Raw genomic sequence first — 25,121 nt, forward strand, 5'->3', positions numbered from 1 at the left:
CTCCGAATTGGGAACCGCTGTCGAGCGTTCCGTTCCGAACCCCTGCAAAGCGGCGTTGGTTCCATGGGGCAGCCGTCCCCTATTCTGGCGGCGGCTCGCCGGGATGGAGCACGCCCGGCCCCCCGTCCTCCCGCGTGACCAGCAGAAGGCCGGCGGCGGTGAAGGCCGTGGCCAGCAGGGTTTCGGTGCTTCGGTGCAGGGCATGGCGCCCCTTTTCGAAGTCGCGGATGGTCCCGCGGGACACCGTCGCCCGTTCGGCAAGCTCCTCCTGCGTCCAGTCCAGGAAGCCGCGGGCCGCACGGCACAGCCCCGGAGTCAAAACACCTTTCGTGGGCATATTTTTCTCCGGAAAAAGCTCCGCCATAAGCGTTGAAGTTGGTCATTTCCACCACAATATGTGCATGACCACCCCGGAATCCAAGCTCCTTCCGCGCCCTTCCCCCCGCCGCCGGAGATGCCGCCGCATGCCCCATCACGTCCCCCTGATCGCCACCATGGTGGCCGCCATCGTCCTGGCCTTCGTCTTTGGCGCCTTGGCCCACCGGCTGCGCCTGTCGCCGCTGGTGGGATATCTGCTTGCCGGCGTCGCAATCGGCCCCTTCACCCCGGGCTTCGTCGGCGACATGCAGCTGGCGTCGCAGTTGGCGGAGATCGGGGTGATCCTGCTGATGTTCGGCGTGGGGCTGCATTTCTCGCTGGACGACCTGATGAAGGTACGGGCGATCGCAGTGCCCGGCGCGGTGGTGCAGATCGCCATCGCGACGGCGATGGGTTGGGGATTGGCCAGTTTCCTGGGCTGGAGTCTGGCAGCCGGGCTGGTGTTCGGGCTGGCCCTGTCGGTGGCCAGCACGGTGGTGCTGCTGCGCGCGCTGGAGCAGTTGAACCTGTTCCGGACCGAACGGGGGCGGATCGCCATCGGCTGGCTGATCGTCGAGGATCTGGCGATGGTGCTGGCGCTGGTGCTGCTGCCGCCGGTATCCCGCATGCTGGAAAGCGGCGGCGGGATGGACGGCGAGGTGCTGTTGTCGCTGGCGTGGACGCTGGGAAAGGTGGCGCTGTTCGTCGCCCTGATGCTGGTCGGCGGCCGGCGGGTCGTGCCCTGGGTGCTGGACCGCATCGCCCGCACCGGCTCGCGCGAACTGTTCACCCTGTGCGTGCTGGCATTGGCGCTCGGCATCGCCTATGGCTCCGCCACCCTGTTCAGCGTGTCCTTCGCGCTGGGCGCCTTCTTCGCCGGGATGGTGCTGAACGAATCCGACCTCAGCCACCGGGCGGCGGAACAGACCCTGCCCCTGCAGGACGCCTTCGCCGTGCTGTTCTTCGTGTCGGTCGGTATGCTGTTCGACCCGGCGGTGCTGACCCGGTCGCCCTGGGCGGTCCTGGCGACGCTGGCGATCATCCTGCTGGGCAAGTCGGTGGCTGCCTTCGGTCTGGTTCTGCTGTTCCGTTATCCGCTGCGCACCGCGGTGACGGTGGCGGTCAGTCTGGCGCAGATCGGCGAATTCTCCTTCATCCTGGTGGCGCTGGGCATGCAACTCGGCATCCTGCCGGAAGAGGGCCAGGGTCTGATCCTGGCGGGCGCCCTGCTGTCGATCACCGCCAACCCGCTGCTGTTCGCCGCGGTCCAGCGCCTGTTCCCGGACGAGGCGGAGCCGCTGCCGCCGGCCGACACAGCGCCGGAACTGCGCGATTACCAAGCCTTGAGCGGCCATGTCATCGTCGTCGGCCATGGGCGTGTCGGCCGCTACGTCACGCAGGCTCTGCTGGCGGAAGACCGGCCGCTGGTGGTGATCGACCTTCAACGTGAACGGGTGAAGAGCCTGCAGGCGGCGGGCGTGCGGGCGATCTACGGCAATGCCAATGCCGCCGGAATCCTGGAGCGCGCCGGGGTACAGGGTGCCTCGCTGCTGCTGGTCACGGTTCCCGACGCGCTGGAGGGCGGCGGTGTCGTCCAGCAGGCCCGATCGGTGAATCCGTCCATCGCCATCGCCGCCCGCGCCCACAGCGACGAGGCCGTGGCCCATCTCGACCGCACCGGCGCCGACGCCGTCTTCATGGGCGAGCGCGAGATCGCCCGACGGATGATCGACTATGCCGGCCACGCCGCTGGTGATGGGGACGGGGACGAGGCCGATGGAGCCGGCGTGCTGGCGGCGACCTGAAACGACGAAAGCGCCGGTCGGGGACCGGCGCTTTCGAATCCGTCGGTGCTACTTCCGGCGAAACGCACGTCCCCCGACCCGGCGACAGGCGCCGGGAAGGCCGTGATCCACCAGAAGACGGCGCGGCGTCAGTCGTCGCGCTGGGTCCGTTCCATCCGCTCGTGACGCTCCTGGGCCTCCAGGCTCAGCGTCGCGATCGGACGGGCATCCAGCCGGCGCACGGAGATGGGATCGCCCGTCTCCTCGCAATAGCCGTAGCTGCCGTCGACCAGACGCTCCAGCGCGGCGTCGATCTTGGAGATCAGCTTGCGTTCGCGGTCACGGGTGCGCAGTTCCAGCGCGCGGTCGGTCTCCGCCGAGGCGCGGTCGGCGATATCCGGTTCCTGGATACCGCCTTCCTGGAGGCTGTTCAGCGTGCCGGTCGATTCCGCAAGAAGCTCGGCGCGCCAGCGCAGCAGCTTCTGGCGGAAATACTCCCGCATGATCGGGTTCATGAACTCCTCGTCTTCCGACGGGGAATAGTTCTGGGGCAGAAGCGGCGACGTCATCCGAAAGCATCCAGCGAAAAAGGGGTGATCCGGGCGGCGCGGAGTATAGGCACGCCACGGCGCGACCGCAACCCATTGGTTCGCCCCTAAAACGACCAAACAAGCCCTTGGAATAAAAAAGATTTGTCAGAGTGGCACATTGGCCGCGCCGTACCGCTACCCCATCGGGGCATGTGACCCGTCGGTCATGGCGCCACGGGTCGGGCCGCGCCCTGCCCCGCCAGACTGCCGCCGAACGGCCACGGGGCATCGGCCCAACTGCTCGAGAGGACTCAGGAGGTAAGCTTCGCCAATTCGACCTGCGCCCGCAGATCGATCTCGTCCAGGATTTCGGCAAGACCGGGATCGTCGACCTGGGCACGGCGCGTCTGCACCACCTTCGCCAGATCGACCAGCTTCTGCATCGACAGGGTACCGGACAGCAGGCCGTGCTGGATTTCCTCCAGCCGGTCGAGCATCTCCTCCGCCCGCATCTTGCCGCGCGACGCACGCGCGGTGGCGTCGTCGGTCGCGTCGACCTCCTGCAGGGCCAGCACGCCCGAAACCCCGGCCGTGGCGGCGGTGCCGCTGACGCCATGGGCCGAGCCCGCCTCCCCCACCAATTGCTTGGAGAACGCGGCGCCGGACGAGCCTTCGGACTTGCCGGTGCGGCGTACCGAACCGCTGCCGCGTATGTTACCGGAGCCTTCGACTTTCATGATCCGTGCAACCGTTTGCAGTAAAGGATGCGTAAACGCGCGCACTGTAGATGGACCAACCTTAACATCCGGTCAAGGTTTGCCGCAATCGGGCAAAATTTGCCGACCGGCTGTGACCGAAAGGCGCCATTTCCCGGGCGTTTTTCAGGACATGAGCAGAAGGCCGCCGTTTTCGGCATCTGGCACGGCGTTTGTATAGGGACGGGCACGAGTTCAGGAGTGTCCGCGTCATGATTTCCACCACCCTTCGCCTTCTGCGCCGCCGCGCCGTCCTGGCCGTGCTGACCGCCCTGCTGGCGTTCGGGACCCCGGCCGCACCGGCACTGGCCGCGTCCGCCCGTATCAAGGACATCGTGGATGTCGAGGGCGTGCGCGACAACATGCTGATCGGCTATGGCCTCGTGGTGGGTCTGAACGGCACCGGCGACAGCCTGAACAACTCGCCCTTCACCGAGCAGAGCCTGACCGGCATGCTGGAACGGATGGGTGTCAACACCCGCGGCACCAACCTGCGCACCAAGAACGTGGCGGCGGTGATGGTGACGGCGACGCTGGGCGCCTATGCCGCACAGGGCACGCGCATCGACGTGACCGTGTCGGCGATGGGCGACTCCAAGAGCCTGCTGGGCGGCACCCTGCTGGTCACCCCGATGATGGGCGCCGACGGCGAGGTCTATGCGGTGGCCCAGGGGCCGATCGCGGTCTCGGGCTTCACCGCCCAGGGTCAGGGCGCCAGCGTGACCCGCGGCGTGCCGACCTCCGGCCGCATCTCCTCCGGCGCCATCGTGGAGCGGGAAATCCAGTTCTCGCTGGCCGAGTTGCCGGTGCTGCGGCTGTCCTTGCGCAATCCGGACTTCACCACCGCCCAGCGGGTGGCGACCGCAATCAACATCCAGCTGCGCGGCAACCGCGCCCAGGCGACCGATCCGTCCTCCGTCCTCATCAACGTACCGGAGTCGCGTCGCGGCGACGTGGTGGGGCTGGTGACGGAGATCGAACAGCTGCGCATCACCCCCGATCAGGTCGCCCGCGTGGTGGTGGACGAAAAGTCCGGCGTGATCGTGATGGGCGAGAATGTGCGCATCTCCACCGTCGCCATCGCCCAGGGCAACCTGACCATCCGCATCACGGAAACCCCTCAGGTCAGCCAGCCCGGCCCCTTCAGCCAGGGCCAGACCGCGGTGGTGCCGCGCACCGACATCCAGGTCGACGAACAGTCCAACAACCGCCTCGCCGTGATGAATTCCGGGGTGACCTTGCAGGAGTTGGTACAATCCTTGAATGCGCTTGGAGTGGGTCCGCGGGACATGATCGCCATTCTCCAGTCGATCAAGGCCGCCGGAGCCCTGCAAGCCGAGATCGAGGTGATCTGATGTCCATGAGCCCCGCCCTTTCCGCCGCTTCGGCCCCGCGCAGCGCCTCGCCAGCCTCTTCACTGGTGGAGCGTGCCCAGGCCGCCGGGTTCGGCGTGCGCACCCTGGCAAAGATTTCCGATCTGGAGGCCAAGACCGACCCGGCAAAGCTTGCCCAGCTGCGCAAGTCCGCCAACGAGTTCGAGAGCCAGTTCGTGTCGCAGATGCTGAGCCCGATGTTCGAGGGGATCGAGACCGACGAGACCTTCGGCGGCGGGCGCGGCGAGGAAATGTTCCGGCCGATGCTGGTCGAGCAGTTCGGCAAGCAGATCACCCAGCGCGGCGGCTTCGGCATCGCCAAGCAGGTTTACGCAGAGCTTCTTCGCGCCCAGGAGGCCAGCCATGGATAAGGTCGACGTCCGTTTCCCCCAGCCGGCAAAGCCGGCCGCCAACCTGCCGAAGAACGCGCAGGAACGCGCGGTGGCGCTGGTCGAGCTGATGGGCCGCCTGACCGCCCTGCTGGAGCGCGAGGCCGCAGCCGTGCGTGCCCGCCGCCCGGCCAAGGAGTTGGCGCAGATCGTCAAGGACAAGCAGCCGATGACGCTGGTCTATGAAGAGATCAGCCGCATGCTGCGCGTCGACCGCGACGGGCTGATGGGTTTGCCGCAGGAGCTGAAGACCGCGCTGAAGGATGCGACCGGCAGGCTCTATGCCGCCACCGCCGACAATGCGGAGGCCCTGCGCATCGGCGGCGAGGCGCAGAAGGTGATGGTCGACACCGTCGTCACCGTCATCACCCGCCAGCAGAAGGCGCCGACCACCGCCTATGCCGCCCACATGGGCGGGGGCCGCGGCTATTCCCCGACGCCCAGCGGGCCGCGCACCTCGGCGGCGCTGAACACCCGGCTCTGATCCGAACAGCCTTCATCCGTGACTGCCGAGATCTTTCGGACGGCCGCCTCTCTCCACAGGGGCGGCCTTTTTCTTTGGGGCTTTTCCTCACGATCGGGCTGCTGCGGCAAGAAAGGCCCCGCACCCGGCGGAAATTGCCGGTCGGACGCGCGCCATGGGGCGGGAACTGCCGCCCTGCACCGTATGGATGGCCCGATGGCTTGGGGTCGCAACTGGCCCGCCTGTTGCATTGGTCGCTCCGCATCGCTGTCGGTGCGTTCCGCCGTCCCTGAGAGGCCGTTCCATGGAAGTCCAATCGAACAACATCGCCGCGTCCTTGTTCGACGGTCTCAGCCAGTCCCAGCAGACGCAGGGGACGGGGACGAAGAACGACCTGTTTTCCAAGATGATGGACCGCATGCTGACCGACGCCGCCGCGCGCAAGCGTGAGCAGGCCGATGCGGCGGCACGCGACGCGGCCAAGGACGCCGCAAAGGACGCGGCCAAGGAGGCCAGCGACGCCCGTAGGGCGGAAGCCCAGCGCAAGCAGCCGGTGCGCGCCGAACCGAAGCCCGACCTGACCCGCGACCGCCCGGCCCAGACCGCCCGTCCGGCTGCCGATGCCGCCGATGCCGCCCGCGCTCCGGAGCCGAAGTCCGCCAAGGCCGACGATGACCGCAAGGTCCAGGCCGGGCAGGACGACCACCGGCCGACCAAAGCCGAAAAGCCGGCGAAGGACTCGAAGGCCGACGGGGCGAAGGCCGATTCTTCCAAGACTGCCGCGGCGAAGACGGACGACACCAAGACCGCGTCGGCCGACGAGGCCGCTGCGACAGACGATGCAGCCGCTTCGGCCGAGGATGCCGGGCAGACCGAAACCGCGTCGGCCGATGACGGAACCCACGGGCAGGCCCAGCCCGACGAACAGTCCACCACCGAACAGCCTCCGGCCGCTCAGCCGGTGCCGCCGCAGCCGGTGCCACAGGCCAGCGACCTGATCCTCGCCGGACTGATGCCGTCCGGACAGGCCGCAGCCAAGGATGTCACCGATGAGGCCGGCGCCGGCGCCGATGATGACGTGAAGGTCGGGGCCGCCGGAACCGGCACGGCCGGCACCCTCGATCCCGCCGCCCAGCTCGCCCAGGCGCAGGCCATTGCTGCCGGTGCGATGGCGGGTGGACAGGCCGCCAGTGCCGACGCAGCCGCGAAGGCGGCGGGCAAGGGCGGTGCCGTGGATGGTGACGCCGCGAAGGCCGCGGACGCGTCACAGGCCGATGCCGGTGTCGAAGCACTGCCGAGCGACGAGGACGTCGCCCTGCCCGACCACTTCGCCGACCTGCTGGCCGCAGCCAAGGCCAAGACGGGCGAAGCCAAGCAGAATGGCAAGCATGCCGGCGGTGAGGGCAGCGGCCGGAACGATGCCCAGCCCCAAACTCAGGCGATGCCGCAGCAGCCGGTTCCGCCGGCGACGCCCGCCGTTCCAGTGGCGGAAACCGTCACGACCGCTGCGACCGGTAAGGCCGCTACGGCACTGGAGGGCATCGATGCCACCGGCGCGGCCGGCGGGGCATCCGGCACCGCCACCGCCAGCCCGCATACCCACCCGGCCCTGGCCGCGATGGAAGGTGCTCACGGCGGCATTCCCGGACTCGATCAGCCGCAGGCGACCGCGACGCTCCGCCCGTCGCGCGGCGCCGGCATGCCGATGGGCGTGCACGACCAGATCGCCGTCCATATCAAGAAGAATGTCGGCGACGAGGTCGACCAGTTCACCATCAACCTGCATCCGGCCGAGCTTGGCCGGATCGACATCAAGCTGGACATCGGCGCCGATGGCCGGGTCAACGCGATGGTCGCGGTGGAAAAGGCTCAGACCCTCGAACTTCTGCAGCGCGACAGCCGCAGCCTGGAACGCGCCTTGCAAGACGCTGGACTTCAGACGGACTCGAACAGCCTGAACTTCAGCCTGCGCGGCGAGGGCAATCCCTTCGCAGGCGACGGCCGGGGCGACGGCAAGAACGGTGGATCGGGTCGGCGCGGCCGCGGCTTCGGCGGGGGTGGCGACGATAACGGGACCGACAGCACCGTCTACACGGCAACGCTCGGCAACGGACGCGTCGACATCCGCGCCTGACGACGCTGGCGGCTACCCCGCCACAGTCCACCGTCACAAGAGAGATATCGGCCGAGAGGCCAACGAAGGACGACCGCCATGACCACGACGACCAACACCACCAGCCCGACCCTGAACCAGTACGGCACCTATTCGGGTGGCCTGTCCACCGGGTCGAAGACGGCGTCCGAAACGGCCAAGACTCCGCAGACCGATGCCGACAAGACCGCATCGGCGACCAAGGGCCTCGGCGACAATTTCCAGACGTTCCTCACCATGCTGACCACGCAGATGAAGAACCAGGACCCGCTGAAGCCGCTTGACACCAACGACATGACCAAGCAACTGGTCGACTTCGCCAACGTCGAGCAGAACATCGGCACCAACAGCCGCCTGGACAAGCTGGTTCAGCTGCAGTCGGCCGGCACCGCGTCGACCAACCTCGCCTATCTCGGCCGCACCGTCGCCTTCGAGGGCGACAGCTTCCAGTACAGCGAGGGCATGACACAGGCGCCGCTGGGTTACGAGTTGGAAACCTCGGCCAAGTCGGTGCGCGTCGACATCCTGGACGGCAAAGGCAACATCATCCGTTCGATGCCGGGCGAGACCACCGCCGGCACCAAGCATGCCGTCAACTGGGACTTCAAGGACAACAACGGCCGCGCGGTCCAGCCCGGCACCTACCGCATGAACATCGCGCCGGTGGCCGAGAACAAGAGCGACACCATCAAGACCACCACCTATACCTTCGGCACCGTCGCCGGTATCGGCAGCAACAAGGACGGCGAAACCGTGCTGAACATTGGTGCCAGCGAAGTCCCGCTGTCGAAGCTGACCACCGTCTATTGATCGCGACTCGTTGCACACACGGATAGTCGGCCTGCTTACCGGATGGGGCGCCGCGACCGTTCCATCCGTTCGGGTGAGCAGCTACCACCCGATAAAAAGTTAACCCTTTCGTTTAGGCATTTGTTAAGTGCCGGCGCATACAGTACCCCGAAATCGTGGAATCCACAGTTTGGGTTGGAGCGTCCGCGCATGGCACTCATCGAACTCGACACCGGCGACGACTCTGCAGCCGGTGCATCGGTCATTGGTCCTGAGGGGCGTCCCATGACCGAAAACGACCTTCCCCCGCCCGACACCAAGCGTTGGGTGATGCGCCGCAAGGCGGAAGTGGTCGCAGGCGTCCGTTCGGGCCTCATCAGCCTGGAAGAGGCCTGCCGCCGCTACACGCTGTCGGTGGAGGAGTTCCTGTCCTGGCAGCGGCTGATCGACAGCCACGGCATGCGCGGCCTGCGCGCCACCCGCCTGCAGGATTACCGCCCCGGCCAGTCCGTCCGCGACCGCGTCGGCGCCGACTGAGACAGCACACACAGAGTTGACGAGGCGCCGCGGGGCCGACCTGCGGCGCTTTTTTGCGTTTGGGGCGGTTGAGGCCGGGTCACCCGCCGCCTATGGCCGCGCCTGCCCACACGCCCCGTCGATCAGCGCCGCAGCCGCGCTTGCCACCGCATCATTGCTTGGTCCCAGATCCAGCGCGCGGCCGGCGGCATAGGCGCCTTCCATCAGCAGCTGCAGTTGCGCGCACAGCCGGTCCGGATCGTCGGCGCCGGCCGCGACCGCCAACGCGTGCAGACGATCGCGCACCATGCGCTTGTGGGTCAGCGCCAGCGCGCGGGCCGGGTTGGCGGGGTCACGCAACTCCGCGGCGGCGCTGGTGAAGGGGCAGCCCTGGAACTTCGGATGGTCGATCCAGTGGGCGAGCGCCACGAACAGCGCCTTCATCTGGGCGCGCGGGTCGCCGGGATGGCGGGCCACCACCCGGTCCCACCATGCGCTATGCTGGGCGATGCTGCGCTCCAGATAGGCGCAGACCAGATCGTCCTTGGACTCGAAGTTCCGGTACAGGCTCATCTTCGCGACGCCGGATTTGGCGATGATCGTGTCGATGCCAACCGCGCGGATGCCCTCGCGATAGAACAGCTCCGCCGCCGTATCCAGAATCCGATCCCGCGCCGGCTTCCTTGCGCTTGCCGCTTCTGCCATTCCCACCCCATCCGATCCGAACGGCCGGGTTCAAGCCCGCCGTTGACAATGATACAGACCTGTCTCTACCATCGCAACGAAGAGACAGGTCTGTATCATCGCTGGACGATGCGGATCTGTCCGTCACAATGAATGGAGTTCCGGGGGATGCGCTATTTCGAGGATGTCACGGTGGGCGACCGCTTCACCGGCGGGCCGCTGACCGTCGAGGCGGCGGAGATCGTCGCCTATGCCAAAAAGTTCGACCCGCAGCCCTTCCATCTGGACCCCGAGGCGGCGAAGGACACGCTGTTCCGCGGGCTGGCGGCCAGCGGCTGGCACACCGCCGGGATGACCATGCGGATGATCGTCGGCAGCAGCGCCGAACTGGCCGGCGGCTATATCGGCATGGGCGTCGATTCCATCGGCTGGCCCCGCCCGACCCGGCCCGGCGACGTGCTGCGCATCGAGATGGAGGTGATGGAGGCCCGCCGCTCCGCCAAGCGCCCCGACCAGGGCGTGCTGCGGGTGAAGACCACCACCTTCAACCAGAATGACGAGGTGGTGCAGACCATGATCGCCAACCTGCTGGCACCCGGCCGCCCCTCCTGAAAAAGAAAGCCCCCGCATCCGGGAGGGGATGCGGGGGCCGCAGTCAAAGCTGACTAAATCCGGTTTCCTGCGGTCAGCGCTTCAGGCCGGCCGTGAAAGCGAAGTTGTCGAAGGAGTTCTCGGCCACCCGGAACCACAGATATTCGTCGTCACGGAACTTCTTCCACGGCTCGTAAATCTTGGCGAACTTCGGGTTGCTCTTCGCCGTTTCATCGTACAGCTCGGTGGCGGCCTTGTAGCAGGCCTCCATCACGTCACGCGGGAAGGGGCGCAGCTGGGCGCCGCCGCCGACCAGACGCTTCAGCGCCGCCGGATTCTCGGCGTCGTATTTGGCGTTCATGGTCAGGTTGGCTTCGAAGCAGGCGGCCTCCAGAACGGCCTTGTACTGCTTGGGCAGTTGTTCCCACTGCTGCTTGTTGACCAGCAGCGAGACGTTCAGCCCGCCTTCCCACCAGCCCGGATAATAGTAGTACTTGGCGACCTTGTTGAAGCCGAGCTTCTCGTCGTCGTAGGGGCCGATCCACTCGGCGGCGTCGATGGTGCCCTTTTCCAGCGACGGATAGATGTCGCCGCCGGCGATCTGCTGCGGCACGACTCCCAGCTTGGCCAGGACCTGACCGGCGAAGCCGCCGATGCGGAACTTCAGGCCCTTCAGATCCTCGACGGTCTTGATCTCCTTGCGGAACCAGCCGCCCATCTGCACGCCGGTGTTGCCGGCCGGGAAGTTCACGACACCGTAGCCGTCGAAGAACTCGCGCAGCAGCGGCATGCCGCCGCCATTGTAGATCCAGGCGTTCTGCTGACGGGCGTTCAGGCCGAAGGGCACCGTCGCGTCGAAGGTGAAGGTCGGGTCCTTGCCGACATAGTAATAGCTGGCGGTGTGGCCGCATTCGACCGTGCCGTTCTGCACCGCATCCAGCACCTGCAGGCCGGGGACGATCTCACCGGCGGCGAAGGGACGGATCTGGAACTTGCCGTCGGTGGCCGCGGCGACGCGGGCGGCGATGGTGTCGGCGCCACCGTAGATGGTGTCCAGGCTCTTGGGGAAACTGGACGCCAGACGCCAGTGGATTTCCGGCTGGGTCTGCGCAATGGCGGGGGCCGCCAGGGTGCTGGCGGCGACGCCGACACCGGCAGAGGTCAGGAAGGAACGACGCTTCATGAACGTTTCCTCATCGTTATGGCCATGGCGCCGGTTAAGCGATGACGCCATTTGCCGAACAGAAGACACTATGGTGCCTGAACAATCCTAGAAATTGCGATGGCTGTTGGACAATTCGTCAAAATGCATGGCTTCCATTCCCGCCCTATTCCATCGCATGGAAAATACAGCGCGCAGGCGCGGCTGAAACGGCGACGGGAGTCCGTCGCCCTCTGCAGGATTTTCAAAGCAATGCATCGCGGGAAGATACCAAGACTGACATCTGCTCGGGGGAGCATCCATCAGCCTCATCGATCAACCGCGGAACCGTCTTGCCGTCGCCTGAATGGTTACGTGTACCGATGATATATGCGACGCCCGGAATGGCACCCACCCCTACTTTCGTTCATCGGCGGCAGTTCCGAAACACGCCGTCGGCCGCGCCACGTGCAAGCGCGTCATACGCATGCAAAGGCGAACACACGCCATCGCGTGCAACTTGCAGCTTCCAACTGAATGGGATGCTTGGCATGTTTGCCAAGCGGTCGGGGCGGTGGAACGGCCACCGCCCGCGCCGCACCAACGGAGGGCAAGAGGATGAGCAAAATCCTCACTCTCCTGATCCTGCTGTTGCAGGTGGTCAAGCTGGTGCTTGAGTACCTGAACCGCTGATCGGGTGGGTGTGCCGGGGATAGGAGCCCCGGCACACCCACCCCGAAAATAGTGCTTTTTCACGCCGACGGCAACGCCTCACCCCAGCGCGCGCTTCACGATCGCCAACAGGGGAGAATCGCGACCGCTCAAGGAACGCCGGTCAGCCGGCCGTGCCTGGGACGCAGGCACAGCAGCACGCCGCCCAACAGCAGCCCGGCCGCCAGCCCTCCCGCATGCGCCGCCCATCCGACCTCGGCAAAGGGGGAGTCGGCCTTCAGCGGCACCAGCGTCATCGCCGCGTTCAACAGCGCGAAAGCCAGGATCGCCCCCTGCACCAGCCGCCGGGGCAAGCGCCGCGACAGCAGTCCGAAGCGTGGCCGCATCCACAGGAAGGCGCCCATCAGCGCGCAGATCGCACCGCTCGCCCCGATCAACGGCGCCATCCGGTCGACGGCGAGCAGCCCCTCCGTCAGCGCCGCCGCCACCATTCCGGTGAGGAACAGCGCCAGATAGCGGAGATGCCCCGCCTCCCGCTCCACCACGTCGCCCAACAGCCACAGCACGGCCATGTTGGAGACCAGATGCGTCAGGTCGCCATGGATCAGCACATGCCCGAACAGCCCGCGCCACAGCGCCCCGGTGGGCAGCGGCCCCGCCAGCTCGACCGTTCCGAAGAAATAGGCGGGGACGAAGGCGAAGGATTCCGGCGGCAGCCGCAGGACGAAGGCCAGCACGCAGACAAGGATGACGGTGCGGTTGGCATAGGGCGGGATTGGCGCAACGGCGACCGGCCCAGTTCCCCCGCTCCGGCCTTGCCGGTCCAGCGCCAGCGCCATCCCCTGCCCCCGCTGTTCGGTGCCGCCGCTTCGCGCGGCGATAAGTCTCACCCCAATGTAAGAAGGGGTATTGGCGAAAAACAGCCGTTTTCTGTCCCGTTCAGGGCCCTCCTATACCGGTTGTACGGATTGGAGCGCCGGCCACCGGCTGGCACAGTGGCTCTACCATCCGGTGAGGGTCCGTTCGCCGGATAACGACAACCGGGAAAGAAGCGACCATGAACGAACGTCAGGATACCGGCAGCATGACGGTGGACCGCCAGGGGCGCGTCATGGTGCTGACCATGAACGACGCCGGCACCCGCAACGCGCTGGGCTTGAAGATGATGGCCGCCGGCCGCGATGCGCTGGACGAAGCGACGCACGACCCCGGCATCGGCGCCATCGTGCTGACCGGCGCCGGCGGCGCCTTCAGCAGCGGCGGACACCTGAACAACCTCTATCACCATGGCAGCCGCTCGCGGTCGGAGAACCGGGACGGGATCGAGCGCTTCCACGGTTGGGTCAGGGCGATGCGCGAATGCCCCAAGCCGATCATCGCCGCGGTGGAGGGGCCGGCCGCCGGCGCCGGTTTCTCGCTGGCGCTGGCCTGCGACCTGATCGTCGCGGCAGAGGACGCGCAGTTCCTGACCGCCTATGTCAGGGTCGGGCTGACCGCCGACGGCGGCGCCTCCGCCTCGCTCGCCCGCGCGCTGCCGCCGCAGCTCTATGCCGAACTGATGCTGACCGGCGGCCCGGTCGATGCCGCGCGCCTGCATGCCGCCGGCGTCGTCAACCGCGTCACCGCGCCGGGCCGGGCGCTGGACGAGGCGACCGCCTGGGCGCAGACAATCGCCGAAGGGCCGGCCGGCGCCATGGGCCGGGCGAAGAAGCTGATGGAACTGGCCTATGGCAGCTTCGCCACCCAGCTTGCCCGCGAAAGCGACCTGTTCGTCGAGGCCCTGCACCATGGCGAGGCGAAGGAGGGCATCACCGCCTTCTTCGAGAAGCGCCGGCCGGTGTTTCACAAGCGCTGAGCGATAAAGCGGGCCGGGCGCCGTCGGTCGCGGCATCCGGCCGGCTCCGCATCACCGCACAAGGACGTGCGCCGCCTCCTTCGTCCGCCCGACCGCACCGGCCACTTGATTGACCGCGGTGGAGATGGCGGCGATGTTGGACGTCACCGTCGCCACTGCGGCGGACGCGTTCTGCATGTTGGACGACATGTTCTGTGTGACGGCGCTCTGCTCCTCCACCGCCGAGGCCGTGCCGGTCACATGCTCCCGCACCACCGAGACGGCTTCGCGGATGGCGTTCAGCGCATTGGCGACTTCGGTCGAGGTCGACTGGATGCCTTCGATCTCGGCGGAGATCTGCTCGGTCGCCTTGCCGGCCTGATTGGCGAGGTTCTTCACCTCCGAGGCGACGACGGCAAAGCCCTTCCCCGCCTCGCCGGCACGGGCCGCTTCGATGGTGGCGTTCAGCGCAAGCAAGTTGATCTGGCCGGCGATGCTGTTGATCAGCCCGACGATGCCGTTCATCGCCTGGGCGGCGGCGGCCAGGCGGTCTGTGCTTTCCGCCACCGCGACGGTGCGGTCGAAGGCGCCGTCGGTCGCCGAGCGGGCGCGGGTCATGCTCTGGGAGATCTCGCCGATGGAGGCGACCAGTTCCTCCGCGCTTGCCGCCACCGCCTGGACGCTGGCGGAGGTGGAGCCCGCGGCGTCGTTGGCGGAATGCGCCTCCCCCATCGACAGGTGGAGCGCCTGGTCGATCTCGCCGAAATTCTTGTCGATCATTACCTTGAGGTTGTTCAGCAACTGGACCTGCGCGGTCACGTCGACCGCGAACTTCACCACTTTGACGACCCGCCCCTTCTCGTCGAGGATCGGGTTGTAGGCGCCTTCGATCCAGACCGGATTGCCGGACTTGCCGATCCGCTTGTACTGCGCCGCCTGGAATTCTCCGCGCCGCAGGGTTTCCCAAAAACGGGCGTAATCGGCGCTGTCGCGATAGGCCGGCTCGACGAATATGTTGTGGTGCTTGCCGACGACCTCGTCCAGACGATAGCCCATCACCTTCAGGAAATTATCGTTGGCCTTGGTGATGATGCCTTCGGTCGTGAACTCGATCACCGCCTGCGATCGGCTGATCGCCGCCATCTGCCCGGCATAATCGAGGTTCTCCAGCCTTTCCTTGGCATCCGCCCATTCGACGACGAAGCCGATGCGCCGGCCGTCTTCGGTCAACGGCGTGACCAGCAGGTCGAACTGGTGTCCGCCGACCTTGATGGTGGCGCTGTAAGGCTTGCTCAGCGACGCCAGCAGCCCGCGCTGGTGGCTCGGGTTCTTGTGGAACACATCAATGTTGCTGCCGACCAGCCGATTGACGTCCAGGCGCGGCAAATCCTTGCGCAGATCGCTTTCGGCCTCGCGCAGCAACGTCACCACGGCGGGATTGACGTGGACGATGGTCAGATTCTCATCCGCCACCATCACCTTGGCGCGCAGCGAATCGAGCGCCGCCATCTTGCGCCCGAGCACCTGATTGATCTTCCCCCGTCCGAACATCGGCCTTCCCTCGTGAGTACGCTGGTATGGGTCCGATAATACCGGCAATTTATGAGAATTCCATAAGGGTAACTCCGACATCTTGTGACATTTTCTTTAGATATTTGAAATACACAACAAGGTTCGGCAGCTTAGCCAACAACCCATCGCATAAGTTCCACAAACCAAACCGCAGCGGCATCTTTGATCGGGCACAGAGGGCCGGAAACAATGTTGCTCAGCAGCATGCCATTCATGTCGCGATGCAGCGCCGACCACCACAGGCCAAGCGTAACAGCTCTTGGCAAAGCCGGAGCCCGACATACGCACCGGAAATGCAGCGGCCCGCACAAACAGGAGCATCGGCACCCGCCCAAGCCTTCATCCACACGAATGCATGTTGCCCGCACATCCGATCAGTTGTATTAAATCCAGGCATGACACAACCACGCCACCCCCTGACCGACGCTGAACGGCTCGATTGGATTCGCCTCATTCGCACCGAGAATGTGGGTCCGATCACCTTTCACCGCCTGATGGAACAGTATGGCAGCGCCGCCAAGGCACTGGACATGCTGCCGGAACTGGCACGGCGCGGTGGGCGGAGCAAGCCGCTGCGCGTCGCCCCGAAGGCGGAGGCGGAGCGGGAAGTGCAGGCCAATCGCCGCTTCGGCGCCAGGCTGATCTGCGCCTGCGAACCCGACTATCCGGAACCGCTGGCGGCGGTGGACGATGCGCCGCCGGTGATCTCGGTTGCCGGGCATGCCCATCTGCTGCGGCGGCGCGCCGTCGCCATCGTCGGCGCGCGCAACGCCTCGCTGAACGGCAAGAAGTTCGCCGAATCGCTGGCACGCGACCTTGGGGAGGCCGGGTTGCTGGTCGTCTCCGGCCTTGCCCGCGGCATCGACACCGCCGCACACGCCGGATCCATCGTCGGCGGCACCGCTGCGGTGCTGGCAGGCGGCATCGACGTGGTCTATCCGCCCGAGAACGAAGGGCTCTACCGCGACATCATGGCGCAGGGCGTGGTGGTGGCGGAAAGCCCGATCGGCACCCAGCCGCAAGCCCGCCATTTTCCGCGCCGCAACCGCCTGATCTCCGGTCTGTCGCTGGGCGTGCTGGTGGTGGAGGCGGCGTTGCGCTCCGGCTCTCTCATCACCGCGCGGATGGCTCTGGAACAGGGGCGCGAGGTGATGGCGGTCCCGGGTTCCCCGCTCGACCCGCGGTGCCACGGCACCAACAACCTGCTGCGCCAGGGCGCCACGCTGGTGGAACGCGCCGACGACGTGCTGCGCGCCATCGAGAACCTGCGGCCTCCGACGCTGGCGGAACGGCAGCGCGACCTGTTCAGCGCCCCCATCCATGCCCCTTCCCCTGCAACCGAGCCGGACGAATCCGACCTCGCCAAGGCACGCGCCCTGGTGCTGGAAAACCTGGGCCACTCGCCCGTCACCATTGACGAACTCGTCCGCGGGTGCCAATTGTCCGCTCCGGTGGTGCTGACCGTGGTTCTGGAACTTGAGCTTGCCGGCCGAGTCCAGCGTCTTCCCGGTCATCAGGTCTCTCTCGCCTGATCGTCATCGCCGTGGTTTAGGTGGGCATACGCGAAGGGCTGGTTTCTTGCCGGGCAGCAACGTCGTCATCGTCGAATCGCCGGCCAAGGCGAAGACCATCAACAAGTATCTGGGCGACGACTACACCGTCATCGCCAGCTTCGGCCATGTCCGCGACCTTCCGGCGCGGGACGGTTCGGTGCGCCCGGATGAAGACTTCGCGATGGAATGGGAGCTGGGCGACCGCTCCAAGCGCCACATCGACGAGATCGCCAAGGCGGTGAAGTCGGCCGACCGCGTCTATCTCGCAACCGACCCGGATCGCGAGGGAGAGGCCATCGCCTGGCACCTGTCGGAACTGCTGCGCGAGAAGCACCTGACCGACAACCGCGACGTCCAGCGCATCACCTTCAACGAGATCACCAAGAGCGCCGTGCAGGCCGCCATCGCCAACCCGCGCGACGTTTCCCGCGAACTGGTCGACGCCTATCTGGCGCGCCGGGCGCTGGACTATCTGGTGGGCTTCACCCTGTCGCCCGTGCTGTGGCGCAAGCTGCCGGGCTCCAAGTCGGCCGGCCGCGTGCAGTCGGTGGCCCTGCGCCTGATCTGCGAGCGCGAGTCGGAGATCGAGGTCTTCAAGCCGCAGGAATACTGGTCGATCGCGGTGGGCTTCACCACGCCGGCGGGGGCATCCTTCACCGCGTCGCTGACCCAGCTGGATGGCAGGAAGCTCGACAAGTTCGGCCTGCCCAACCGCGAGGCGGCCGAGGCCGCGGTGGCGAAGATCCGCCCGCAGGCTTTCGCCGTATCACAGGTCGAGCGCAAGCAGAGCCGCCGCAACCCGTCGCCGCCCTTCACCACCTCCACCCTGCAGCAGGAGGCCTCGCGCAAGCTGGGCTTCGGCGCCACCCGCACCATGCGCACGGCGCAGAAGCTGTATGAGGGCGTCGACATCGGCGGCGAGACGGTCGGCCTCATCACCTATATGCGAACCGACGGCGTCAGCCTGTCGCAGGAGGCCATCGACGGCGCCCGTGGCCTGATCGGCTCGCATTATGGCGAGCGCTACGTCCCGGCCCAGCCCCGCGTCTACAAGACCGCCGCCAAGAACGCCCAGGAGGCCCACGAGGCCATCCGCCCGACCGACCTGCACCGCCGTCCCGAATCGGTGGCCGGCTATCTGGAAGGCGACGAGCTGCGGCTCTACGAACTGATCTGGAAGCGCACGCTGGCCAGCCAGATGGAAAGCGCCGTGCTGGATCAGGTGGCGGTGGACATCGCCAGCCCGTCGAAGGACGTGGTGCTGCGCGCTACCGGCTCCATCGTCGTGTTCGACGGCTTCCTGAAGGTCTATCAGGAGGACCGCGACGACGCGGCCGAGGACGACCAGCAGGAACGCCGCCTGCCGGCCATGGACCAGGGCGACGCTCTGGACCGCGGCGACATCGTCCCGGACCAGCACTTCACCCAGCCGCCGCCGCGCTATTCCGAAGCCAGCCTCGTCAAGAAGCTGGAGGAACTGGGCATCGGCCGGCCGTCAACCTATGCCTCGATCCTGCAGGTGCTGCAGGACCGCAATTACGTCCGGCTGGACAAGCGGCGCTTCATTCCAGAAGACCGCGGCCGGCTGGTCACCGCCTTCCTTGAGAACTTCTTCCACCGCTATGTGGAGTACAACTTCACCGCGGAGCTGGAGAACCAGCTGGATGAGATCTCCGACGGCAAGATCGATTGGAAGACCGTCCTGCGCGATTTCTGGACCGCATTCGACGCGGCGGTGAACGGCACCAAGGACCTGACGATCACCCAGGTGCTGACCACGCTCGACAACGAACTCGGCGCCCATTTCTTCCCCGCCGCCACCGAGGATGGACACGACCCGCGCGTCTGCCCGGTCTGCCGTGAGGGCCGGCTGGGGCTGAAGCTGGGCAAGATGGGTGCCTTCATCGGCTGCTCGCGCTATCCCGACTGCCGCTACACCCGGCCGCTGGCCGTCGCCAACGACGAGAATGGCGAGGCGCAGGAAGGCCCGCGCGAGCTGGGCAACGATCCGGAGACCGGTCTGCCGGTGACGGTGCGCCGCGGCCCCTACGGCGCCTATATCCAGCTGGGCCCGCCGCCCGCCGCGGCGGTCGCTCCGCCGGAGGAGCCGGCGGCGGAAGAGCCGGCCGCCGACGGCAAGAAGCCGAAGGCCAAGAAAAAGAAGAAGGACGATACGCCGAAGCCCAAGCGGGTGTCGCTGCCCAAGGGCATGGCGGCCGGCGACGTCGATCTCGACACCGCGCTGAAGCTGCTGGCCCTGCCCCGCGTGATCGGCAACCACCCGGAAACCGGCGAGGAGATCAGCGCCGGCATCGGCCGCTTCGGCCCCTATCTGAAGCATGGCAGCGTCTACAAGTCGCTGACGCCCGATGACGACGTGCTGACCATCGGCATCAACCGCGCCGTCGACCTGCTGGCCGGTGCCGCGAAGAAGGCGTCGGCCCCGGCCAAGACGCTGGGCGACCACCCCAAGACCGGCAAGCCGATCACCATGGGCTCCGGCCGCTTCGGTCCCTATGTGAAGCACGCCAGCGTCTATGCCTCGATCCCCAAGGGCACCGAGCCGGACAGCGTCACGCTGGAACAGGCGCTGGAACTGATCGACGCCAAGGTCGCCAAGGACGCCGCCAAGAAGGGCAAGACTCCAAAGGAGGCCGAACCGGCCAAGGCCGAGGGCGCGGAGACGGAGAAGCCCGCCAAGGCGAAGGCCGCGGCGAAGAAGCCCGCCGCCAAGAAGTCAAGCAAGGCCAAGGCCGCCAAGGACGCCCCGGCGGAAGCCGCCACGCCGAAGAAGAAGACCGCCAAGGCATCGTAACCGAAGTCCCCTCTCCTGCCCTGGGAGAGGGGATTTTTGCAGGCCATTTTCCTACTAAACAAAAAGACATTACTCCGGTTTAGGCGAGTTTTTACGTTGAAATTCCCTGCGGTCTGACGTCTCATTGTCCCTGCCCTGCAGGTTCCCCGTGTCACCCATAGGCCCAGCGCGTTAAGCTGCCGGCGGTGCGCGACCAAAGGAATACGGGAGGACAACGACCATGAGCGCCGCGGTTTCGACACACGATTCCCATCCCCCGCAGGATACACCGCTGGTCCTGCGCGAGGATCGCGATGGGATCGCCACGCTGACGCTGAACCGGCCGAAGGCGCGCAATGCCCTGTCGATGGGGCTGATGGCGGCGCTGCAGGACGCGCTGGACGCCATTCACGAGGACAATTCCGTACGCGCCGTGGTGCTGGCCGGGGCCGGCGGCGCCTTCTGCGCCGGGCACGACCTCAAGGAAATGCGCGCCGCCCCGTCGCGCGAGCTGTACGAGGCGCTGTTCACCCAGTGCTCCCGCCTGATGCTGACGATCAATCGCGTCCGCCAACCGGTGATTGCCAAGGTTCGCGGCGTGGCGACCGCGGCCGGCTGCCAGCTGGTGGCGACCTGCGACCTCGCCTATTGCGAGGAGGAGGCGTGCTTCGCGACTCCGGGCGTCAACATCGGGCTGTTCTGCTCGACGCCGATGGTGGCGCTGACCCGCGCGGTCGGACGCAAGGCGGCGATGGAGATGCTGCTGCTGGGCGACCTGATCGACGCTGAGGAGGCGGAGCGCATCGGCCTCGTCAACCGCGCGGTTCCGGCCGACCAGTTGGACGAGGTGGTGGACGCTGTCGCTGCCAAGATTGCGTCGAAGTCGCCGCTGACCCTCGCCACCGGCAAGGAGGCGTTCTATCGCCAGATCGACATGGACGCCGAGGGCGCCTATGCCTACGCCGCCAAGGTGATGACCGAAAACATGATGGCGCAGGATGCCGCCGAGGGCATCGACGCCTTCCTGGGCAAACGCACGCCGGTCTGGTGCGGCCGATGACCGACCTGGAAATCACCGAGCCGGCCGACTACACCGACGCCTTCCTGCGCGGCGTGCTGGACCGCGTGAAGAGCATCGCCGTGGTGGGGGCCAGCGCCGACCCGGTGAAGGCCAGCTTCTTCGTGATGAAGTATCTGCGCGACAAGGGCTACACGGTCATCCCGGTCAACCCGAAGATGGCGGGCCAGACCATTCTCGGCCTGCCCGTCTACGCCAGCCTGAAGGATTTGCCGGAACCGCCGGACATGGTCGACATCTTCCGCAACTCCGCCGCTGCCGGCGGGGTGACGGACGAGGCGATCGCCGCCGGGGCCAAGGTGGTGTGGATGCAGCTTGGCGTGCGCAACGACGAGGCGGCGGCGCGGGCGCAGGCCGCCGGCCTGACCGTGGTGATGGATCGCTGTCCGAAGATGGAAATCCAGCGGCTCTACGGCGAAATCGGCCGGATCGGTGTCAATTCCAACGTTCTGGTGACACGCCGCAGGACGCCGACGAAATCGTTCAAAAAACTGATCTGAAAAATTGGGGGAATCACGCATATGACTGAGCAGAAGGGCTTCGGCTTCGAGACCCGCGCCATCCATGCCGGCGCCGCTCCCGACCCGGCGACCGGCGCGCGGCAGACGCCGATCTACCAAACCACCAGCTTCGTCTTCGAGGATGTCGACGACGCCGCCTCGCTGTTCAACCTGCAGAAGGTCGGCTTCATCTATTCCCGCCTGACCAACCCGACGGTGGCCGTGCTGGAAGAGCGTCTGGCCAACCTGGAGGGCGGCGCCGGCGCCACCGCGACCTCGTCCGGCCATGCCGCACAGCTGCTCGCCCTGTTCCCGCTGATGGCGCCCGGCGACCACATCGTCGCCTCGAAGAAGCTCTATGGCGGCTCGCTGAACCAGCTCGGCATCAGTTTCCCGCGCGCCTTCGGCTGGCAGCCGAGCTTCGTCGACACCGACACCGTCGAGAACGTCAAGGCGGCGCTGACCGAGAAGACCAAGGCGATCTTCGTGGAAAGCCTCGCCAACCCCGGCGGTGTGGTGACGGACATCGAGGCCATCGCCAAGATTGCCGACGAGGCCGGCATTCCGCTAATCGTCGACAACACGCTCGCCACCCCTTACCTGATCAACCCGATCCAGTGGGGCGCCACGCTGGTGGTTCATTCGACCACCAAGTTCCTGTCCGGCAACGGCACCTCGGTCGGCGGCGTGGTGGTGGACAGCGGCAAGTTCGACTGGAGCAAGTCCGGCAAGTTCCCGGCGCTGAGCGAGCCCGACCCCGGCTATCACGGCCTGCGATTCCACGAAACCTTCGGCCATCTGGCCTTCACCATCCACGGCCATGCCGTGGGCCTGCGCGACCTGGGGCCGAGCCAGGCGCCGATGAACGCCTTCCTGACGCTGAACGGCATCGAGACCCTGCCGCTGCGCATGCAGCGCCATGCCGACAGCGCGCTGAAGGTGGCGCACTTCCTGGAAGGGCATCCGGCGGTGGGCTGGGTCAGCTATGCCGGGCTTGAGTCGTCCAAGTACCGTGACCTCGCGAGGAAGTACCTGCCGCGCGGCGCCGGTGCGGTGCTGACCTTCGGCGTCAAGGGCGGCTTCGAGGCCGGCGTGAAGGTGGTGGAGAGCGTGGAGCTGTTCAGCCACCTCGCCAACATCGGCGACGCGCGTTCCCTCATCATCCATCCGTCCTCGACCACCCACCGCCAGCTGTCGGCGGAGGCCCAGGCCTCGGCCGGCGCCGGTCCCGACGTGATCCGCTTGTCGATTGGGCTGGAAACGCCTGAGGACATCATCGCCGACCTGGATCAGGCGCTGAACAAGACCCTTGCGTAAGGGTCTGCCGAGGGGAGCGCCGGGACGACCGGCGCACTCCCGACACGGAAGAGCCAGTTCGTAATGACATTGTCATTGCGCTGTGGCAGGCTATCTCATTATCCGGAGGTGGCCGCCATGCAGCCTGTCGAACCATCAGAAGAGAAGTCCCGACGCGAGACGCTCAACATCCGCATCCGGCCGGAGGAGCGCAGCTTGATCGACCGGGCGGCCCAGGCACAGGGCAAGAACCGCACCGACTTCATCTTGGAAGCGGCTCGCCGCGCTGCCGAGGATACTCTTCTCGACCGCGCGATCATCGCGGCCAGCCCGGACGCCTACGCCGCATTCCTGGCCCGGCTCGACGCGCCGCCCAAGCCTAACGAGAAGCTGCGCCGGACATTGCGGACACCGGCACCCTGGGACAGCGAATGACGCTGGCCGCGCCCGAGCCGCTTGCATCCCATCATCGCGTCGACCTGTTCGACTCCGGCACGCCGTCGCTGGATATTTGGCTGAGGCGCCGTGCGATGGCAAATCAGGCCAGCGGCGCTTCGCGCACCTTCGTCACCTGCGCCGGCGACGAAATTGCCGGCTATTACGCTTTGGCATCGAGCGCGGTGGCGGTCACCGATGCGCCGGGACGTTTCCGCCGCAACATGCCAGATCCGATCCCGGTGGTGGTGCTGGCGCGGCTCGCCGCTTCCCGGACTCGGCAGGGGCAGGGACTCGGCCGGGCATTGTTCCGTGACGCCGCTCTACGGGTCGTGCAGGCAGCCGATCTGATCGGTGTCCGCGGGTTGATCGTTCATGCATTGTCGGAAGAGGCGAAGAGCTTTTATCTCCGCCTCGGACTCGATACCTCGCCGATTGACCCGATGATGCTGATGGTCACTCTGGCCGACCTGCGGGACAACCTGTAACGCACCTCACTCCGCCGCCGGCAGCGGCTCCGCCACCGGTTCGGCCTTGCGGCGGTCGTCGGGCAGCAACAGGGCGGCGGCGAATGCGATGGCGGCCAGCGCCGACAGGGTCAGGTAGAGCATGGTGAACTCTCCCGTGCGCTCATAGACCCAGGCGACCAGCTGCACCGCCAGCGGGCCGGCACCGAAGGACAGGATGTATTTGGCGCCGAAGGCCAGCCCGCGGTGCTTGTCCGGGGTGTAGCGGGCCAGCAGCATGTTCTCCGCCGGGATCTGAGTCTGCGAGGCGATGACCACGAAGGCGGCGGCGGCCACCAGCGGCACGTCGGCCAGCACGGCCACCGCCGCCATCAGCGGGATCTGGGCCAGCAGGCAGAGCATATAGACCCTTTTGAGCGAATGGCGGTCGGCCAGCACGCCGCCGACCATCTGCGGCAGGGCGGAGATCAGGTAGACCACCGTCACCAGCCCGCCGACCCCAAGCGTGCCGGTACCGAGCCAGCCGCCCAGCCGCGCCTCGAACAGCTTGGGCAGCACCACCTGCATGGCGTTGAAGATCAGACCGGCGCAGACCATGGTCAGCGACAGCACGAAGAAGGCACGCACCACGTCGCCGCGCGACGGCTTGGGCTGCGGCTTCACGTCGGCGTGGCGGTCCTGAACGACGCCGGTCATCATCAGCAGGGCCAGAACGACACCCAGCACGAGGCAGACAGCACCGGGAATGATGAAGGCCATTCGCCAGTTCAGCCATTGCGTCAGGCTTCCGGCGACCACCGCGGCGGTGGCGACGCCGAAGGTGCCGAACAGGCCGAGCCAGCCCATCGCCTTGCCGCGGTTCTCGGCATTCGCCATCATCCAGGCCATGCCGACGGGGTGGTAGATCGACGCGCCCAACCCCAGCAGGGCCAGCGACCACATCAGCATCTCCGGCCCGTCCGATAGCCCGGCCAGAACCGCGCCGCCGCCGGTCATCAGGTAGAAGACGGCGATCATGCCGGCCGAACTCCAGCGGTCGCCCAGCCAGCCGGCCAGCGGCGCCCCCAGCCCGATCATGAAAGCGCCCAGCGTCCACAGCCGGATCAGTTCGTCATAGGAGAGCTTCCATTCCGTTTCCAGCGCCAGCACGATGGTCAGGAACAGTGCCGACACGATGTGCATCAGCGAATGCCCGACCCAGGCGAACCCGACGGACAGCCGCGCCGAGGTCGGCGACGGCAGGGCGGCGGCGGATGGATAGCTCATCGAACATCTCCGACCCCGGACCTGTCCGGACCGGGAAATGTTTCACAGGCAAGCGAAATGCAAGGCTGGCACGGGTTGGTTGAACCGTCCAATGCGCCTGCCTCATGGCCGGCATGCCTGGGCCGTCAAA

General features: G+C 66.7%; 24 protein-coding genes. 16 read left to right on the plus strand and 8 right to left on the minus strand.

The annotated features are described in order from the left end of the window. Positions 1–79: 79 nt before the first annotated feature. Complete coding sequence (locus B9N97_RS21325) at positions 80–337, minus strand: helix-turn-helix transcriptional regulator (RefSeq protein ID WP_085089742.1); 258 nt, start codon at positions 335–337, stop codon at positions 80–82. 127 nt (positions 338–464) lie between these two features. Here B9N97_RS21325 and ybaL point away from each other — a divergent pair, with 127 nt between their 5' ends. Beyond that, entirely contained in the window at positions 465–2,162 is a 1,698-nt protein-coding gene (ybaL, locus tag B9N97_RS21330; RefSeq protein WP_085089743.1) for a YbaL family putative K(+) efflux transporter, read from the plus strand. 128 nt (positions 2,163–2,290) lie between these two features. Here the strand turns inward: ybaL and dksA are convergent, their stop codons facing one another. Beyond that, on the minus strand, positions 2,291–2,710 hold the full coding sequence (dksA, locus tag B9N97_RS21335) for an RNA polymerase-binding protein DksA (protein WP_012974451.1): 420 nt from the start codon (positions 2,708–2,710) through the stop codon (positions 2,291–2,293). A gap of 272 nt (positions 2,711–2,982) precedes the next feature. After that, entirely contained in the window at positions 2,983–3,408 is a 426-nt protein-coding gene (locus B9N97_RS21340; RefSeq protein ID WP_085089744.1) for a flagellar assembly protein FliX, read from the minus strand. 230 nt (positions 3,409–3,638) lie between these two features. On the opposite strand from B9N97_RS21340, the gene B9N97_RS21345 reads away from it, so the two are divergent. The 6 genes from B9N97_RS21345 to B9N97_RS21370 all read left to right on the plus strand — a co-directional run bounded on the left by B9N97_RS21345 (position 3,639) and on the right by B9N97_RS21370 (position 9,129). Beyond that, the gene (locus tag B9N97_RS21345; RefSeq protein WP_085089745.1) at positions 3,639–4,781 is read left to right on the plus strand and encodes a flagellar basal body P-ring protein FlgI; all 1,143 of its coding nucleotides are present in this window, start codon (positions 3,639–3,641) and stop codon (positions 4,779–4,781) included. Positions 4,782–4,786: 5 nt separating this feature from the next. After that, positions 4,787–5,170, plus strand: a complete 384-nt coding sequence (locus tag B9N97_RS21350) for a rod-binding protein (RefSeq protein ID WP_244560826.1) — start codon at positions 4,787–4,789, stop codon at positions 5,168–5,170. After that, on the plus strand, positions 5,163–5,672 hold the full coding sequence (locus tag B9N97_RS21355; RefSeq protein ID WP_085089747.1) for a flagellar basal-body protein: 510 nt from the start codon (positions 5,163–5,165) through the stop codon (positions 5,670–5,672). The genes B9N97_RS21350 and B9N97_RS21355 overlap by 8 nt, the downstream gene beginning before the upstream one ends. A gap of 283 nt (positions 5,673–5,955) precedes the next feature. Beyond that, a complete protein-coding gene (locus B9N97_RS21360; RefSeq protein ID WP_085089748.1) occupies positions 5,956–7,785 on the plus strand; it encodes a flagellar hook-length control protein FliK in 1,830 nt (609 codons plus the stop codon). Between the two features lie 78 nt (positions 7,786–7,863). Beyond that, positions 7,864–8,613, plus strand: coding sequence for a flagellar hook assembly protein FlgD (locus tag B9N97_RS21365; RefSeq protein WP_085089749.1), 750 nt, complete (start codon positions 7,864–7,866; stop codon positions 8,611–8,613). 189 nt (positions 8,614–8,802) lie between these two features. Then, complete coding sequence (locus B9N97_RS21370; RefSeq protein WP_085089750.1) at positions 8,803–9,129, plus strand: CtrA inhibitor SciP; 327 nt, start codon at positions 8,803–8,805, stop codon at positions 9,127–9,129. Positions 9,130–9,219: 90 nt separating this feature from the next. Here the strand turns inward: B9N97_RS21370 and B9N97_RS21375 are convergent, their stop codons facing one another. Beyond that, a complete protein-coding gene (locus tag B9N97_RS21375) occupies positions 9,220–9,813 on the minus strand; it encodes a TetR/AcrR family transcriptional regulator (protein WP_085089751.1) in 594 nt (197 codons plus the stop codon). A 147-nt stretch (positions 9,814–9,960) separates the two neighbouring features. On the opposite strand from B9N97_RS21375, the gene B9N97_RS21380 reads away from it, so the two are divergent. Next, complete coding sequence (locus tag B9N97_RS21380; RefSeq protein ID WP_085090698.1) at positions 9,961–10,404, plus strand: MaoC family dehydratase; 444 nt, start codon at positions 9,961–9,963, stop codon at positions 10,402–10,404. Between the two features lie 73 nt (positions 10,405–10,477). Here B9N97_RS21380 and B9N97_RS21385 read toward each other — a convergent pair whose 3' ends face one another. Beyond that, positions 10,478–11,566, minus strand: a complete 1,089-nt coding sequence (locus B9N97_RS21385) for a TRAP transporter substrate-binding protein (RefSeq protein ID WP_085089752.1) — start codon at positions 11,564–11,566, stop codon at positions 10,478–10,480. 779 nt (positions 11,567–12,345) lie between these two features. Further along, the gene (locus B9N97_RS21390) at positions 12,346–13,035 is read right to left on the minus strand and encodes a rhomboid family intramembrane serine protease (protein WP_085089753.1); all 690 of its coding nucleotides are present in this window, start codon (positions 13,033–13,035) and stop codon (positions 12,346–12,348) included. 218 nt (positions 13,036–13,253) lie between these two features. On the opposite strand from B9N97_RS21390, the gene B9N97_RS21395 reads away from it, so the two are divergent. Beyond that, entirely contained in the window at positions 13,254–14,051 is a 798-nt protein-coding gene (locus B9N97_RS21395) for an oxepin-CoA hydrolase, alternative type (RefSeq protein ID WP_085089754.1), read from the plus strand. Positions 14,052–14,102: 51 nt separating this feature from the next. Here the strand turns inward: B9N97_RS21395 and B9N97_RS21400 are convergent, their stop codons facing one another. Continuing rightward, complete coding sequence (locus tag B9N97_RS21400) at positions 14,103–15,581, minus strand: methyl-accepting chemotaxis protein (RefSeq protein WP_085089755.1); 1,479 nt, start codon at positions 15,579–15,581, stop codon at positions 14,103–14,105. Positions 15,582–15,997: 416 nt separating this feature from the next. Between B9N97_RS21400 and dprA the strand changes: the two genes are divergently transcribed. The 7 genes from dprA to B9N97_RS21435 all read left to right on the plus strand — a co-directional run bounded on the left by dprA (position 15,998) and on the right by B9N97_RS21435 (position 23,746). Then, positions 15,998–17,134, plus strand: coding sequence for a DNA-processing protein DprA (dprA, locus tag B9N97_RS21405; protein ID WP_085089756.1), 1,137 nt, complete (start codon positions 15,998–16,000; stop codon positions 17,132–17,134). A gap of 46 nt (positions 17,135–17,180) precedes the next feature. Next, on the plus strand, positions 17,181–19,970 hold the full coding sequence (gene topA, locus B9N97_RS21410) for a type I DNA topoisomerase (protein ID WP_085089757.1): 2,790 nt from the start codon (positions 17,181–17,183) through the stop codon (positions 19,968–19,970). Positions 19,971–20,190: 220 nt separating this feature from the next. Next, complete coding sequence (locus B9N97_RS21415; protein WP_085089758.1) at positions 20,191–21,009, plus strand: enoyl-CoA hydratase; 819 nt, start codon at positions 20,191–20,193, stop codon at positions 21,007–21,009. Then, positions 21,006–21,527: a CoA-binding protein gene (locus B9N97_RS21420; protein WP_085089759.1), complete on the plus strand. Its 522-nt coding sequence runs from the start codon at positions 21,006–21,008 to the stop codon at positions 21,525–21,527. Before B9N97_RS21415 ends, B9N97_RS21420 begins: the two co-directional genes overlap by 4 nt. A gap of 21 nt (positions 21,528–21,548) precedes the next feature. Then, positions 21,549–22,844, plus strand: a complete 1,296-nt coding sequence (locus tag B9N97_RS21425; protein ID WP_085089760.1) for an O-acetylhomoserine aminocarboxypropyltransferase — start codon at positions 21,549–21,551, stop codon at positions 22,842–22,844. A 117-nt stretch (positions 22,845–22,961) separates the two neighbouring features. Next, positions 22,962–23,258: a type II toxin-antitoxin system TacA family antitoxin gene (locus B9N97_RS21430; RefSeq protein WP_085089761.1), complete on the plus strand. Its 297-nt coding sequence runs from the start codon at positions 22,962–22,964 to the stop codon at positions 23,256–23,258. After that, positions 23,255–23,746, plus strand: coding sequence for a GNAT family N-acetyltransferase (locus B9N97_RS21435; RefSeq protein ID WP_085089762.1), 492 nt, complete (start codon positions 23,255–23,257; stop codon positions 23,744–23,746). Before B9N97_RS21430 ends, B9N97_RS21435 begins: the two co-directional genes overlap by 4 nt. Before the next feature lie 6 nt (positions 23,747–23,752). Here B9N97_RS21435 and B9N97_RS21440 read toward each other — a convergent pair whose 3' ends face one another. Next, positions 23,753–24,991: an MFS transporter gene (locus tag B9N97_RS21440; RefSeq protein WP_085089763.1), complete on the minus strand. Its 1,239-nt coding sequence runs from the start codon at positions 24,989–24,991 to the stop codon at positions 23,753–23,755. Between the last annotated feature and the right edge of the window lie 130 nt (positions 24,992–25,121).

It is taken from the genome of Azospirillum oryzae (assembly GCF_900177515.1).
GTDB lineage: Bacteria > Pseudomonadota > Alphaproteobacteria > Azospirillales > Azospirillaceae > Azospirillum > Azospirillum oryzae_A.